Source organism: Achromobacter sp. 46006 (assembly GCF_059761975.1).
Genome location: NZ_JCBANN010000025.1, coordinates 20,544 through 34,027 on the forward strand (window position 1 = coordinate 20,544; position 13,484 = coordinate 34,027).

The 13,484-nt window shown below is 69.5% G+C and carries 16 protein-coding genes; 3 read left to right on the forward strand and 13 right to left on the reverse strand.

Features of this window, described 5'->3' with window-relative positions; genetic code table 11:
• Positions 1-93: 93 nt before the first annotated feature.
• Entirely contained in the window at positions 94-1,251 is a 1,158-nt protein-coding gene (locus AC6LKG_RS14080; protein WP_498165220.1) for an alpha-hydroxy acid oxidase, read from the forward strand.
• A gap of 10 nt (positions 1,252-1,261) precedes the next feature.
• Here AC6LKG_RS14080 and AC6LKG_RS14085 read toward each other — a convergent pair whose 3' ends face one another.
• From AC6LKG_RS14085 to AC6LKG_RS14095, 3 genes are read right to left on the reverse strand one after another with little or no spacing between them, the layout of a single operon-like run.
• Positions 1,262-1,486, reverse strand: a complete 225-nt coding sequence (locus AC6LKG_RS14085; RefSeq protein ID WP_498165222.1) for a hypothetical protein — start codon at positions 1,484-1,486, stop codon at positions 1,262-1,264.
• Positions 1,453-1,746 carry a cold-shock protein gene (locus AC6LKG_RS14090; RefSeq protein WP_498165223.1) on the reverse strand — a complete coding sequence of 98 codons (294 nt, stop codon included), beginning with the start codon at positions 1,744-1,746 and terminating at the stop codon, positions 1,453-1,455. The genes AC6LKG_RS14085 and AC6LKG_RS14090 overlap by 34 nt, the downstream gene beginning before the upstream one ends.
• A 15-nt stretch (positions 1,747-1,761) precedes the next feature.
• Positions 1,762-2,862: an NAD(P)-dependent alcohol dehydrogenase gene (locus AC6LKG_RS14095; RefSeq protein ID WP_498165225.1), complete on the reverse strand. Its 1,101-nt coding sequence runs from the start codon at positions 2,860-2,862 to the stop codon at positions 1,762-1,764.
• 225 nt (positions 2,863-3,087) lie between these two features.
• Here AC6LKG_RS14095 and AC6LKG_RS14100 point away from each other — a divergent pair, with 225 nt between their 5' ends.
• A complete protein-coding gene (locus AC6LKG_RS14100) occupies positions 3,088-3,243 on the forward strand; it encodes a hypothetical protein (RefSeq protein ID WP_498165227.1) in 156 nt (51 codons plus the stop codon).
• A gap of 56 nt (positions 3,244-3,299) precedes the next feature.
• On the opposite strand, the gene AC6LKG_RS14105 is transcribed toward AC6LKG_RS14100, so the two are convergent.
• The 3 genes from AC6LKG_RS14105 to AC6LKG_RS14115 all read right to left on the reverse strand — a co-directional run bounded on the left by AC6LKG_RS14105 (position 3,300) and on the right by AC6LKG_RS14115 (position 7,044).
• Entirely contained in the window at positions 3,300-4,061 is a 762-nt protein-coding gene (locus AC6LKG_RS14105; protein ID WP_498165228.1) for a class I SAM-dependent methyltransferase, read from the reverse strand.
• Positions 4,062-4,215: 154 nt separating this feature from the next.
• Positions 4,216-5,691 carry a GGDEF domain-containing protein gene (locus AC6LKG_RS14110; RefSeq protein ID WP_498165229.1) on the reverse strand — a complete coding sequence of 492 codons (1,476 nt, stop codon included), beginning with the start codon at positions 5,689-5,691 and terminating at the stop codon, positions 4,216-4,218.
• Positions 5,692-6,180: 489 nt separating this feature from the next.
• Positions 6,181-7,044 carry a pirin family protein gene (locus tag AC6LKG_RS14115; protein WP_498165230.1) on the reverse strand — a complete coding sequence of 288 codons (864 nt, stop codon included), beginning with the start codon at positions 7,042-7,044 and terminating at the stop codon, positions 6,181-6,183.
• A gap of 252 nt (positions 7,045-7,296) precedes the next feature.
• Here AC6LKG_RS14115 and AC6LKG_RS14120 point away from each other — a divergent pair, with 252 nt between their 5' ends.
• Positions 7,297-7,839, forward strand: a complete 543-nt coding sequence (locus AC6LKG_RS14120) for a DNA-deoxyinosine glycosylase (protein ID WP_498165232.1) — start codon at positions 7,297-7,299, stop codon at positions 7,837-7,839.
• Between the two features lie 114 nt (positions 7,840-7,953).
• Here the strand turns inward: AC6LKG_RS14120 and ccmI are convergent, their stop codons facing one another.
• From ccmI to ccmC, 7 genes are read right to left on the reverse strand one after another with little or no spacing between them, the layout of a single operon-like run.
• A complete protein-coding gene (ccmI, locus tag AC6LKG_RS14125) occupies positions 7,954-8,961 on the reverse strand; it encodes a c-type cytochrome biogenesis protein CcmI (protein ID WP_498165233.1) in 1,008 nt (335 codons plus the stop codon).
• Positions 8,958-9,521, reverse strand: coding sequence for a cytochrome c-type biogenesis protein (locus AC6LKG_RS14130; protein WP_498165234.1), 564 nt, complete (start codon positions 9,519-9,521; stop codon positions 8,958-8,960). The genes ccmI and AC6LKG_RS14130 overlap by 4 nt, the downstream gene beginning before the upstream one ends.
• On the reverse strand, positions 9,511-10,044 hold the full coding sequence (locus AC6LKG_RS14135) for a DsbE family thiol:disulfide interchange protein (protein ID WP_498165236.1): 534 nt from the start codon (positions 10,042-10,044) through the stop codon (positions 9,511-9,513). Before AC6LKG_RS14135 ends, AC6LKG_RS14130 begins: the two co-directional genes overlap by 11 nt.
• Positions 10,041-12,032, reverse strand: coding sequence for a heme lyase CcmF/NrfE family subunit (locus tag AC6LKG_RS14140; protein WP_498165238.1), 1,992 nt, complete (start codon positions 12,030-12,032; stop codon positions 10,041-10,043). Before AC6LKG_RS14140 ends, AC6LKG_RS14135 begins: the two co-directional genes overlap by 4 nt.
• The gene (ccmE, locus tag AC6LKG_RS14145; protein WP_498165240.1) at positions 12,029-12,478 is read right to left on the reverse strand and encodes a cytochrome c maturation protein CcmE; all 450 of its coding nucleotides are present in this window, start codon (positions 12,476-12,478) and stop codon (positions 12,029-12,031) included. Before ccmE ends, AC6LKG_RS14140 begins: the two co-directional genes overlap by 4 nt.
• Positions 12,475-12,684 carry a heme exporter protein CcmD gene (gene ccmD, locus AC6LKG_RS14150; RefSeq protein ID WP_498165241.1) on the reverse strand — a complete coding sequence of 70 codons (210 nt, stop codon included), beginning with the start codon at positions 12,682-12,684 and terminating at the stop codon, positions 12,475-12,477. Before ccmD ends, ccmE begins: the two co-directional genes overlap by 4 nt.
• Positions 12,681-13,484: a heme ABC transporter permease CcmC gene (gene ccmC / locus AC6LKG_RS14155; protein WP_498165242.1), complete on the reverse strand. Its 804-nt coding sequence runs from the start codon at positions 13,482-13,484 to the stop codon at positions 12,681-12,683. The genes ccmD and ccmC overlap by 4 nt, the downstream gene beginning before the upstream one ends.

Here is a 13,484-nt window from a genome sequence, read left to right on the forward strand (position 1 = left end):
TATTCAAACCTCGGGCCGGCCTATAGTCTTTCGCCGTTGCCGATGCCCTTTGCGCGGCGGATCATCCGCCGCGCGCCGCCAGGAATTCCCGCCATGCCAGACCCGCTGCGCCGCATGCTCAGCCTGCACGACTTCGAAGACGCCGCCCGGCGCATTCTGCCCAAGCCGCTGTATGCCTATGTCTCGGGCGCGGTGGAAGACGGGCAATCCGAGCGGAGCAACCGGCAGGCTTTCGGCGAGTACGGTTTCCGCCCGAAGGTGCTGGTGGACGTGTCCCGCCGCAGCACGCGCTGCACCGTGCTGGGGCGCGACTACGCGACGCCCGTCGGCGTGGCGCCCATGGGCATTTCCGCGCTGACCAGCTATCGCGGGGATATTGTGCTCGCCCGCGCGGCGGCCGAGGCGGGCGTGCCTTGCATCATGAGCGGCTCTTCGTTGATCCGCCTGGAAACCGTGATGGAGGCGGCGCCCGGAACCTGGTTCCAGGCCTACCTGCCCGGCGATAGCGCCCAGATCGCCGCACTGATCGATCGTGTCGCCGCCGCCGGGGTGGACACGCTGGTGCTGACGGTCGACACGCCGGTCGCGGCCAACCGTGAAAACAACGTGAGGGCGGGCTTTTCCACCCCGCTGCGACCCAGCGCCGGCCTGGCCTGGCAGGGCCTCACCCATCCCCGCTGGTTGATCGGGACCCTGCTGCGCACGCTGGCCCGCCACGGCATGCCGCACTTTGAAAACAACTATGCCACGCGCGGCGCGCCGATTCTGTCCAGGCATGTGCTGCGCGACTTTTCCGATCGCGGCCACCTGAACTGGCAGCATGTCGCCGCCATACGCAGGACATGGAAGGGCAGGATGGTGTTGAAGGGCATCCTGCACCCGGACGACGCGCGCAGTGCGCGCGCGCACGGCATGGACGCGGTCATCGTGTCCAACCATGGCGGCCGGCAACTGGACGGCAGCCTGGCGCCCCTGCAGGCCCTGCCCGCGATCGTGGACGCCGCGGGCGCCATGGAAGTGATGCTCGACAGCGGCGTGCGGCGCGGCACGGACGTGCTGAAGGCGCTGGCGCTGGGCGCGCGCTGCGTGTTCGTCGGCCGGCCGTTCAACTACGCGGCCACGGTGGCGGGCCAGCGCGGCGTGGCCCATGCCATCGCGCTGATCGCCGAAGAAGTCAGGCGCGACATGGGCCTGCTGGGTATCGTCGATCTGCGGGAAGTGGACCCGGGCCTGCTGCAACGCGGCCGCTAGCCGCGCCGCGTCAGGCCATGCGCGGCCTGCGGGTCCTTACGATGGTGCCGTCCGGCAGTTGATACGTTCCATACGCGATATGGTCCACGATTTGTCCTTCCGGCAGGCAGCAGTACAGGAACGCGCCGGGCGCGTCGTCGTCGTCGGCGAGCTGCCTGCGCTGCTCGATCCGGTAAGTCCTGCCATCCGGGGCAACGGCGATCACGGCGATGGGGCGTGTGGGATGTGTTTGCATGAGTCTGGCTCCGGGATTGGCGCGCCTCGCGCGCCGTCGGGGGGGAGGGAAGGCGTGGCGAGCACGCAGACCTTGATGGCGAACGGCCCCATCCGCGCGTCGCGGCGTTCGTAGGCCACGCGCTCCAGGCGCTTGAGTGCCCACGGCGGGATGTCGGCGGCGTGGCTGCTGTGAAGGAAAACGTCCTGTCCGCCGGCATCGGGCGCGATCGCGCCTATTCCTTTGGTGGGGCTGTACCACTTGATCTTGCCGGTTTCCATTTTCAGGGGCGCTGCTCAGGTCGGCCTGATGGCTACTTTGAGTACGTTGTCGCGCTGGTTGGCGAACAGGTCGTAGGCCTGGACGATCTGGTCCAGGCCGAAGCGATGCGTGACCATCCGCGTCAGGTCCAGGCGTCCCGATTCAAGCACGTTCATCAGACGGCGCATGCGTTCCTTGCCGCCAGGGCAAAGCGCCGTGTTGATGCGGTGATCCCCGAGCCCGGCCGCGAACGCCGCCAGCGGGATCGTCAGGTCGGTCGAATAGACACCCAGGCTCGACAGCGTGCCGCCCGGCTTGAGGACGCGCAGCGCGGATTCAAAGGTGCTCTGCCGGCCCAGGGCTTCGATGGCGGCATCCACGCCGCGGCCCCGGGTCAGGCGCATGATCTCGGCCACCACGTCGCAGTCGTTGGGATTGAGCAGGACGTCCGCGCCCCAGCGGCTCGCCATTTCCAGGCGGTGGGGATTGGCGTCCACGCCGATGATGGTGGTGGCGCCCAACAGGCGCGCGCCGGCGGTGGCGCACAGGCCGATCGGCCCCTGGGCGAAGATGGCGACGGTATCGCCGATGCGGATGTTGGCGTTCTCGGCCCCCTTGAAGCCCGTGGACATGATGTCGGGGCACATCAGCACCTGCTCGTCGGATAAGCCGTCGGGAATGGGCGCCAGGTTGGCTTGCGCGTCGGGCACCAGCAGGTATTCCGCCTGCGCGCCGTCGATCTTGTTGCCGAAGCGCCAGCCCGCGGTCGCCTGGTGGTCATGGCAACCGCAAAGGCCGGAACCGTGCAGATAGCTGCCGTCCTGCGACGGCGCGCCGTCCTGCGCGGCATAGGAGTTGAAATTGGGGCAGATGGCCCCGGCGATGACGCGTTGACCCTCGGCATAGCCGCGCACCGCGCTGCCGAGTTTCTCGATCACGCCCACCGGTTCATGGCCGATGGTCAGGCCGGACGCCACCGGATACTCGCCCTTGAGAATGTGGACGTCGGTGCCGCAGATGGTGGTGGTGGTGATCCGCATCAAGGCGTCGTTCGGGCCCACTTGGGGAATGGGCTTTTCCCGTATTTCGAGCCGGCCTGGCGCGACGAACACAGTGGCTTTCATCGTGGTGGTCATGGTGATCTCTCTGACATGCCGAACGTCCTGTTTAACCTGGCAGGCGATACAGGGTTTGACGTTTGTCAAAGAATGGCTTCCCTGGGCCGGCGGGCGCGGCAGAGGCGGATCTTGACCTTGGTCAATTCCCGGCGGCCGCGGCGATGCAAGATGGCAGAGAGCGGCGTCGGTTGCGGGCAGGGATGCCGCATCGCCGCGCCACTGCCCACCTTTCCGGAGACTCAGATGGAACATTCACCCAAGGGGCCGGCGCCCCGGCAGGACAAGGCCGCCGCCGACCAGAAAGCCAGCGAGGCGCGCAAAAAGGAGAAGGCCGAGCAGGCCGAGGTGATGGGCCGGCACAAGAACGTCGGCCAGAAGGATCACAAGGGGGCGCGCTGACGCACGCGGATGTGGCGCGGCCCCTGCGCGTGCGCGCCAGCTAGCGCTCCGGCCAATCAACCAGGCGGCCGACTTGCCTCGAAGCTGACGATCCGGGCGCCGTTGCGGGGTGGGTGTCCATGTTGGTAATCGCCCGACACTACCACGTCCACGAAACCCGCTTCGCGCAATGCGAACGCCAATTCCTCTACCCCCCACCAGCGTAGGTGGAACAGGTCGAGTTCTGCCGACAGCAACGTTCCCTGCCGCCAGTGCTCGTAGCGCAGATGGGAAAGGGTCGTTTGCTTGACGTAATCAATTTCGGCGCGATGGGCTGTCATCGTCAGCAGATCGCTGTCTCCCACCGCCCAACTGCGCACGGCGTTCGCCTGTCCAATGACGTTCTCGATGGTGTCGATGTCCACGATCAGCCTTCCACCGGGCAGCAGATGATCCCAAAACCGCTTGAGCACGGCCATGGCCGAGGCGGTCTCGGTAATCAACTGAAGCGATCCCGCCGGCATGACGATGCAGGCGAAGCGTCGGTCGTAGCTGAATTGTTCGAATGTCTGACATGTCAGCGCAGGGACCAGACCCCGGCCGCGGCATTCCTGCCGGCAATATTCAAGCATCTCGTGCGAGGCGTCGAACCCTTCGATGTCCAGCCCCATCTCAAGCATGGGGATGAAGATCCGGCCATTGCCGACGGCAGGTTCCAGGATGGGGCCGTCACACTCGGCCAGGCGCTGCCGATAATATTCCAAGTCGCCGAACGAACGGCCAATGGGCTTATCCAGGTGATAAATCCACGAAGCGAGTTTTCCATACCTGTTTGGCATTGTTTCTCCAGGTCAAGACAAGTGCGCTCACCTTACATGACTTGGGCTCCCTCGATCTCGCCTTCATCAACCGCCGCAGCGGTTCGCAGGCCGGTCTTGCCGCGCTTGCGCGCGGCATGGCCATCATGCTGCGGGCCCAGGCGTCGGGCCCGCGCTATCTCAAGGACACCGATTCGATCCGATTCCGCCCGCGTCGCTTGGCGTAATAGAGCGCGCGGTCGCTGCGGCTGAGCGCCAGTTCCGCGTCTTCGTCGCGCGTATGCAGCGCGGAAATACCGATGCTGACCGTCAGCGGGATGCGCTGTCCGCCCGTCAGATAGGGCGTATCCGCGATGCGGCGCTGCATGTCGCGGGCGAACAGGTGCGCGCTTTCGATGTTGGTGTCGGGCAGCACCACGGCGAATTCCTCGCCGCCGATGCGGCCCACCAGGTCGATCTCGCGCAACTGCGCGCGCAGCATGCGGGCGAAGTGCTGCAGCACGCCGTCGCCGATGGCGTGGCCCCAGGTGTCGTTGATGTGCTTGAAATGGTCCAGGTCGCACATCAGCACGGCCGAACCGTGGCCGCCGTCGCTCTTGATGCGCGTAAGCTCCGCGGCGATGCGCGACATGAAATGGCGACGATTCGGCAGGCTGGTCAGCGCGTCGGTGGCGGCGAGTTCGCGCAGTTCCAGTTCAGCGCGCTTGCGGTCGGTGATGTCCGTGACGAAGCCGTGCCAGACTACGCCGTTGTCTCCCTCGCGGCCCGGGCTGGCGTCGCCTTGCCGCCATCGCACTCCCTGCCGCGGCAGGCAGACGCGGAACTCCAGGTGCCAGCGCGTCAGCGCGGCCGCCGCCTGCTGCAGCGACGCGCGATAGGCGGGCAGGTCCTCGGGGTGGATGCGCCGTTCGATGGCGGTGGCGCTGGCGCAGACCTCTTCGGCGGTGAGTTCGAACATGTCGCGGATGCCGGCGCTGACATACGAGAACCGCGCGCCGCTTCCGGGCACGGCGTGGCACTGAAAGACCAGGCCGGGCACGGCATCGGTGAGGTTGACGACCAGGTCCGCCGTGATCTTGAGGCGTTCCGCCAGGGTGCGGACCGCGCTGATGTCGGTGGTGGTGCCCATCATCCGCAGCGCCTTGCCGGAGGCGTCCCGGCTGACCACCTTGCCCCGGCTACAGATCCATTTGTAGCTGCCATCCTTGCAGCGGATGCGGTGCTCCACTTCGTAGCTTTCGGTCTTGCCGTCGAAATGGTCCTGCATGGCGGCGCGCACGAAGTCCAGATCGTCCGGGTGCAAGCGGGTGTAGGCGTCTTCGATGCGGGTCGTGAGTTCGGACTCGGAATAGCCCAGCAAGGCCTTCCAGCCGGGCGAATAGGTGATCTCGCCGGTCACCACGTTGCGGTCCCAGACCCCCGTGCCGCTACCGGCGATGGCCAGCGACAACTTCCTGGCTTCTTCCCGCCAGGTGTCTTCGTCGGCGCGTTCGCGCGATGGCGCGGGATGGGGGGCGATGAGGGCCGCCGCGAGATCCGCAAGGTCCTGCAGGGTCTGGCTGTCTTCATCCGTGAAATCGCGTCTCTGTCCGTGCAACAGACGCAGGCGCCCCAGCAGGTGTCCGTCGGCGGCGCGTATGGTCGATTCCATGGACCATGGCTGAGAGGGCGCGGGGGGCGCGCCAGCGACCGCCTGGAATGCGCCTGCGGCGTCGGTGCAGGCAACGACCACGGTGTCGACATCGAGCAGTCGCCGTGCCAGGCGCGCCAGCCGGTCCAGGCAAACGTGGGGCCCGGAATGGACTCCGCCCAAGCCATCGCCAGGAGGTCGGGTTGGGTACGGATCGCCGGTAACGGGCATTTCAGGACCTGATCAATACGGGGTTCAGCGGTACAGCCGGGGCACGGGTGCCCGATATTCTGTCACGTTCCTCGCAAAAATTGCATTACTTTGGCGGCGATGAGGGACGCGCCATGAGACGCTCCGGCCGGGGCGCGCTGGCGCGTCAGCGATGCGCTTCGGGCCTCGTGCGGCCCTGGCGCCGCGTCACGGCTCGAAGCCCAAGAAAAAGCCGCGTTCCCCAACCCAGGAAATGCGGCCTTATCCAGCAGGACCGACCAGCTATCGCCGGTCCCCCCTTCAATGCATCTGCCCATACTTCCCGGCATTGAAATCCTGGATCGCCTCGACGATCTCCGCCTGGGAGTTCATCACAAACGGCCCATATCCCACCACCGGCTCGTCGATCGGCTCGCCGCTCAACACCAGGAACACGGCGTCGTTGTTGGCCTCGACCGTGATCGCTTCACCATCCTGCGAGAACAGCGTCAGTTGCGCGTCGCGCGCCACGGCTTCGCCGTTGACCAGCACCGTGCCGCGCAGCATCACCAGCATGCTGTTGCGGCCCGCCGGGATCGCGAAGGTCGCGGTCTTGCCGGCGGCCAGGCGCACGTCCCACACGTCGATCGGCGTGAAGGTGCGCGCCGGCCCGGTCTGGCCGCCGTAGCTGCCGGCGATCACGCGCAGCGTGCCGGCATCGCCGGGCAGCGACACCACCGGGATCTCCGCATTCAGCAGGCTCTGGTAGCCGGCCGGGGCCTTCTTGTCCTTGGCCGGCAGGTTGACCCACAGCTGCACCATCTCCAGCTCGCCGCCCTGGCGGGTGAACGCGGGGGAGTGGAACTCTTCATGCAGGATGCCCGAGGCGGCCGTCATCCACTGCACGTCGCCGGGCCCGATGACGCCGCCGTTGCCGGTGGAGTCGCGGTGCTCGACCTCGCCGCTGTAGACGATGGTCACGGTTTCGAAGCCGCGGTGCGGATGCTGGCCGACGCCGCGCGGTTGCGTGGCCGGCGCGAATTGCGCCGGGCCGGCGTAGTCCAGGAGCAGGAACGGGCTGACGTTCTTGCCCTTGTCGTTGTACGAGAACATCGAGCGCACCGGAAAGCCATCGCCCACCCAGTGGGGACGCGGGCTGGCATGCACACCCAGAATCTTCTTCATGATCGTCATTCCTGTTGCGCGGCCCCTGCGGGGCCGTTCGTCATACCCATCAAGATAAGGGCGGAGCACCGCTTTCGGTAGTCCCCGCCATTGATAAGCACTGTTCCAGGAATAGGACGCTGATAGCGCCAGACCCGGGCAGGTGTTGCCAGTGAGGCACGAGCGGAGCCGGCAGGATTCCGGGCCCGGGCCCGTTCCGGTGGCCGGCGCGGGCCGCGGCGGAAGGCCCGCAAACCCGGGTATTCTTGCGCCATGCAACGAACCGCCGACACCACCGTGGCCGACCGATATGCCCACGTCCAGGGCTTCGCCCCGGTTGCCGCCGCCGACGCTCGCATCCTGGTGCTGGGCTCCATGCCCGGCGTCGCCTCGCTGCGGCAGGCGCGTTATTACGCCCATCCGCGCAACGCTTTCTGGCCCATCGCGGGCCAGGTGCTCGGGTTCGATCCCGCCGCCGACTACCCGCAGCGCCTGCAAGCGCTGCGCTCCGCCGGCGTCGCGCTCTGGGACGTGCTGCAGGCCTGCGAACGGCCGGGCAGCCTGGATGCGGACATCCGCGGCGATACCCTGGTGCCCAACGACTTCGCGGCGTTCCTGCAGGCGCATCCGCGCCTGCTGCGGGTCTGCTTCAACGGCGCCAAGGCGGCCAGCCTGTACCGCCGCCATGTGTTGCCGCGCCTGCCGGCGCGGCCGCTGGAGTACGTCGACCTGCCATCCACCAGCCCGGCCCACGCGGCCGCGCCGTTCGAGAAGAAGCTGGCCGCCTGGCGCGAGGCGTTGACGGTGCCTGCCTGATCCTGCGCCGGGGCGCTGGCGTCGCCCGGGCAGCGACGCACGGCTGGAGATCTCGCGCCGAAAGGGCAACGGGAACAGGGGGGGGCGTGGATTGGCCGTGAGGAATGCGGACGGTCAATCCTGCCGGCCGCGGCCGCCACTGGCGCGAACCCCCGGCGGGAAGGCGGGGCCTTCCGCACCGGCCGCCGCGCGATCAGCCGCTGTACGATCAGCCGCTCCACCATCGGTCGCCGCACCCTCGGCCGCCCCACCATCAGCCGCCGCACCTTCGGCCGCCCGGCGGGCCTGCGCCAGGCTGGCCTCGACCTGCTCGTGGACCGGACCATCCGGGTCGACCAGCGGCAGCAGGCGTTCCCAGGCGTCGATGGCGCCGTGGAAGTCGCCTCGGAAAAACGCGCTGGTGCCGGCCAGGGCCAGGCCTTTCACGTCGTCGGGCGCAAGCGCCAGCAGCCGGCCGATCAGGCGGTCGGGTTCGCCCGAAAAGTCTCCGTCCGCCGCGGTGGCCAGGAGGTCGGCCCAGTCCGCCAGCACGCCGGGATCCTGCGGCGCCTGGGCGCCCATGCGCGCCCAGGTTGCCGCGCCGCCAGCGAAATCCCCCAGCGTGGCGTAGGTGTGGGCCAATGTCGTCCAGCCCTCGGTGTCGTCCGGGTGGGCCTGCAGGTGCTGGATCAGGCCGGCCAGCCGTTCGGCCATGGGATCGTCGGGGTCATGGCCGGCGCTGGCGGAGGGCGACGCGTGCGGGTCGGCGTCTGCCGGCGCCAGGGCCGCCGGGTTGCCGAGCGCGGCGTACAGGCCGACGCTGATCGCGCCCAGCCCCAAGGCCACCGCCAGGGCCCAGCGGGGCGCGGATCGGGTATCGAGGCGGTCCGGCGCCGCGCAGCCTTCTCGCAGGGCGCGCCGTTCGATCTCGGTGCGCGCCTGGGCATAGTGGTCCGGGGTGATGCGCCCGCTGGCATGATCGGCCTGCAATTGCGCCAGTTGTTCGCGCAGCACCGCCAGGGATGCCTGCGCCTGGGGCGAGCCGCCGCGGCGGCCGGCGGCCTGCGGCGCCAACAGGGGCGGCAGCACGAACAGCAGGGCGACGGCGACCATGCCGGCCGCGAGGAGCCAGAACAGGGTCATGGAGCGCGCTCCCCGCCGGCGACGAACGGCGCGGCGTCTTGCGGGGGCTCGGCCAGCAGGGCCCGGGCCGCCTGCGCTTGCGGCGCCGGCAAGGGCGGCTCCGGCGCGCGGGCATGGCGCCGCAAGCGCCACAGCAGGCCGCCCAGGGCGCCGGCAAGCAGCACGCCGGGCCCGATCCACAGCAGCGCGGTGCGGGCTTTCAGCGGGGGGCGATAGAGCACGTAGTCGCCATAGCGCGACACCAGGAACTGGCGCACCTGGACCTCGTCCTGGCCCGAGCGGAACAGGCGGCGCACTTCGTCGCGCAGGTCGCGCGCCAGCGGCGCGCGCGAGTCCGCCAGGGATTCGTTCTGGCACACCAGGCAGCGCAGGTCGCGCGTGAAGGCCAGGACATGGGCTTCCAGGGCGGGGTCGGACGCGGCGGCGGGCGCCTCGCCAGCCACGGCCCGGGCCGCGATGAGCAGCGCCAGCGCGAGGCCGCGGCAGGCGGCATGCAAACCGCTGGCCAGGGCGGCGCGCCCCAGCGGGGGGCGAGGCTGGCGGCGGATGTCAGGGTTCATTCAGCGCCTCCCGCGCCCGGGGGATCAGGATGTTGTCGAGCACGTCCTGCGTGACCGGCCCGACGTGCTTGTAGCGGATGACGCCCTGGGCGTCGATGAGAAAGGTCTCGGGCACGCCGTACACGCCATAGTCGATGCCGAGTTTGCCGCGCGGGTCGAGCACCGTGGCGATGTAGGGGTTGCCCAGGCGCGCCAGCCATTCGCGCGCCGCGCTGTCTTCGTCCTTGTAGTCCAGGCCGACGATGGCGATGCTGCCTTCGCGGGCGGCGCGCAGCAGCGCGGGGTGTTCGACGCGGCAGGCGACGCACCAACTGGCCCAGACATTGAGCAGCCAGACCTGGCCGCGCATGTCGTCCGGCCCGAACTGACTTCCTGGCGCGTCCAGCCGCGCCAGCGTGAAAGGCGGCGCGGGCCGGCGAACCAGGGGCGAGGGCAGTTCGCGCGGGTCCAGACCCAGGCCGACGGCCAGCATGGCCGCCAGCCCGAGAAACAACAGCAGGGGCACAAGGGATCGCAGTTTCATGGCAGTTCGCTTTGCGGGGGCCGGGCATGGCCCGGGGGCGAGGCGCCGCGCCGCGATGCCGGCTTGCGGTAGCGGCGGTCAGCGGCGGCGGCCAGGCCGCCCAGGATCATCAGCGCGCAGCCGGCCCAGATCCAGCTGATGAACGGCTTGTGGAACAGGTTCACGATCCAGCCGCCGTCGGGCAGGCTTTCGCCCAGCGCGGTGTAGAGATCGCGCAAGGGGCCGACGTCGATGGCCGATTGCGTCATCGGCATCGCTTGCGTCACGTAGTGGCGGGTCTCCGGCCGCAGCGTGGCGACATGCCTGCCGCCGCGCGCGACATCGAGGGTGGCGCGCGCGGCGATCCAGTTGGGGCCGGCGACCTGCTCGACGCCGCCGAAGGTGAAGGTGTACCCGGCCAGATGGGCGGTCTGGCCCGGCAGCATGCGCACGTCCAGTTGGGACTGGAAGCTGTTGACCATGGTGACGCCGATGATGAACACGCCCAGTCCGAGATGGGCCAGCCACATGCCCCACCAGCTCCCGGGGATGCCGCGCAGGCGGGTGGCGATGTCGGCCCGCCCGCCGCCGTGCAGGCGCTCCGCCAGCAATTGCAGGCTGCCCAGCGCGATCCAGGCCGCCAGCGCCAGGCCCAGGCAGGTGCGCCAGGTGAGGTGCCCGAGCCCGTAGCCCAGCGCCGAGCCCAGCAGCGCGCTGGCGAGCGCGGCCGGCCCCAGGCGGCGCGCCAGCCGTTGCCAGGTGTCGGCCTTCCAGCGCGCCACGGCGCCGGGCACCAGCAGCACGAGCACCGGCGTCATCAACGGCACGAAGGTGGTGTCGAAGTAGGGCGGTCCCACCGAAATCTTGCCCAGGCCCAGGGCGTCGAGCAACAGCGGGTAGAGGGTGCCGAGCAGCACCGCCGCGCAGGCCACGGAAAGCAGCGCGTTGTTGGCCAGCAAGGCGGCGTCGCGCGATACCAATTGGAAGTGGCCGCCGCCCTGCAGCCGCGGGGCGCGCCAGGCGTATAGCAGCAGCGATGCGCCCACCACCGTCACCAGCAGGCACAGGATGAACAGGCCGCGCGCCGGGTCGGTGGCGAAGGCGTGCACCGAGGTGACGACGCCGGATCGCACCAGGAACGTGCCCAGCAGCGATAGCGAGAAGGTGCCGATCGCCAGCAGCACGGTCCAGCCGCGGAACGCGCCGCGCTTTTCCGTCACGGCCAGCGAGTGGATCAGCGCGGTGCCCAGCAGCCACGGCATGAACGAGGCGTTCTCGACCGGATCCCAGAACCACCAGCCGCCCCAGCCCAGCTCGTAATAGGCCCAGCTCGATCCCACCGCGATGCCGGCGGTCAGCAGCACCCAGGCGGCCACGGTCCAGGGCCGCGACCAGCGCGCCCAGGCGGCATCCAGGCGTCCCGTCATCAGGGCCGCGATGGCAAAGGCGAAGGCGATGCTGAAGCCCACGTAGCCCAGGTACAGCAAGGGCGGGTGGATGATCATGCCGGGGTCCTGCAACAGCGGGTTCAGGTCGCGGCCCTCGCGCGCCGCAGGCAACAGGCGGGCGAAGGGGTTGGAGGTCAGCAGCGTGAAGGCGGTGAAGCCCGCGCCGACCGCGCCCAGCACGCCCAGGACCCGCGCCGTGAAGGCCTCGGGCAGCCCGCGGCTCCAGCGCGTCACCGCCACCGTCCACAGCGACAGCGAAACGATCCACAGCAACATGGAGCCCTCGTGGTTGCCCCAGACCGCGGTGATCCGGTAGATCAGCGGCGTGCGGCTGTGGCTGTTGTCCGCCACCAGCCGCACGGAGAAATCATTGGCGATGAACAGCAGGTGCAGGCAGGCGTATGACAGCAGCACGAACAGCAGTTGCCCGCGCGCGGCGCCGCGGCCGACCGCCATCAGCGCCGCGCGGCCGCGCCAGGCGCCATACAGCGGCACGATGGCCTGCACCAGCGCCAGCGCGAAGCCAAGCATCAGGGAAAAGTGGCCGACTTCGGCGATCATGGCCGCACCGTCCTGCTGGCGCCGTGGGCGCGCGCGATGGCGTCGCGCACTTCGATGGGCGTGTAGTTCTCGTCGTGGCGCGCCAGCACGCTGGTCGCGGTGAACACGCCGTCGGCGTCCAGCGTGCCCTGGGCCACCACGCCCGTGCCTTCGCGGAACAGGTCGGGCAGGGCGCCGCGATACATCACGGGCACCTCGTGGGCGGTGTCGGTGACGATGAAACGCACGCCCAGGCCGTCCGCCTCGCGTTGCAGCGAGCCGGCCAGCACCATGCCGCCGACGCGGAACAGCCGCTGTCGTGGCGCCTCGCCGCGCGCAATTTCGCTGGGCGTGTGGAAGAACACCAGGTTCTGGCGCATGGCCGTCAGGATCAGGGCGGCGGCCGCGCTCAACAGCGCGACCGCACAGAGCAGCAGGAGCAGGCGCCGGCGGCGGGGGGAAGTCATGCCGGTCCTCCATCCTGCGGTTGCCGCCCGGCCGCCGGGTTGGCCCGAGCCAGCGCCGTCAGGCGCCGCAAGGCGCGCCGCCGCCGCCGGGCCAGCGACACGCATTCGGCCAGCACCAGCAGGGCCAGCATGCCGTAGCTGCCCCAGACGAAGGCGGCGCGCCCGCCCATGTGCCAGAACGCGGCCCAGGACTGCCAGTGCATCATGCCGGCTCCTTGCGCGTCGCCGTCTCGCGGCGCGCCAGGTCGCGCACCCAGCCGGCCGGCCACTCCCGTTCCAGCACCATGACGCGCGCGCGCGCCAGCGCCACGGCGGCGGTGTAGGCCCACGCGGCCAGCGCCATCAGCAGCATGGCGGCCAGCATGGTCGCCGCCATGGACGGCGCGCGCGTCAGGCTGACCGAAGCGCCCTGGTGCAGTGTGCTCCACCACGACACCGAGAAATAGATGATGGGCACGTTGATGGCGCCCACCAGGGCCACCAGCGCCCCGCCGCGGTCGCCGCGATGGGGATCGACGGTCAGGGCGGTCAGCGCCAGGTAGCCCAGGTACAGGAACCCCAGGATCAGTTGCGAGGTGAGCCGCGCGTCCCAGACCCAGTAGGCGCCCCAGGTCGGCCGGCCCCACAGCGCGCCGCTCCAGAGCGCGATGAAGCAGAACAGCGCGCCAGTGGGGGCCAGCGCGCGCGCCATGATGAACGACAGGCGGGTGCGCAGGATCAGGCCGAGCGCGGACCAGAGCGCCATCAGCAGATAGATGAACATCGACATCCACGCGGCGGCGACGTGGATGAAAATAATGCGGTAGACCTCGCCCTGGGTGGCATCGGTGGGCGCGACGAAAAAACCGATCGCCAGGGCGCAGGCGGCCAGCACGATGGCAAGCCCGGCGCACCAGCGGACCAGCCTGCCCGCCAGCGGATAGAAGGCCTGCGGCGCGGCGAACCGCAGCAGACGGGTGGCGCGGCGGGCGGGAGGAGCGGGCGGGAGGGCAGGCATGGGAGGCAT